This is a genomic window from Candidatus Enterococcus avicola, from assembly GCF_047470845.1.
Taxonomy (GTDB): domain Bacteria; phylum Bacillota; class Bacilli; order Lactobacillales; family Enterococcaceae; genus Enterococcus_D; species Enterococcus_D casseliflavus.
This window is the reverse complement of the sequence record NZ_JBLGTY010000069.1, coordinates 1-325: the sequence shown is the minus strand read 5'-3', so window position 1 is coordinate 325 and position 325 is coordinate 1. Positions and strand designations below refer to the sequence as shown.

The following is a 325-nucleotide window of genomic DNA, read 5'->3' as shown; positions in this document are numbered from 1 at the left end:
GGGCCTAAATGGACTCGAACCATCGACCTCACGCTTATCAGGCGTGCGCTCTAACCAGCTGAGCTATAGGCCCCAAATAAAAAATGCAAAGCGGGTGACGAGAATCGAACTCGCGACAACAGCTTGGAAGGCTGTAGTTTTACCACTAAACTACACCCGCATTCCTATGGCGCGGGACAGAATCGAACTGCCGACACATGGAGCTTCAATCCATTGCTCTACCAACTGAGCTACCGAGCCAAAAACAACGGTCTGGACGGGACTCGAACCCGCGACCTCCTGCGTGACAGGCAGGCATTCTAACCAACTGAACTACCAAACCATA

Annotated in this window: 4 tRNA genes; all 4 read right to left on the bottom strand. The window is 52.3% G+C overall.

The features are described 5' to 3' along the window. A tRNA-Ile gene (locus tag ACI3E5_RS17650) sits at positions 1 to 73 on the bottom strand. A 16-nt stretch (positions 74 to 89) separates the two neighbouring features. Beyond that, a tRNA-Gly gene (locus ACI3E5_RS17645) sits at positions 90 to 160 on the bottom strand. Positions 161 to 167: 7 nt separating this feature from the next. Further along, positions 168 to 240, bottom strand: a tRNA-Phe gene (locus ACI3E5_RS17640). An 8-nt stretch (positions 241 to 248) separates the two neighbouring features. Beyond that, positions 249 to 322, bottom strand: a tRNA-Asp gene (locus tag ACI3E5_RS17635). Positions 323 to 325: the final 3 nt, after the last annotated feature.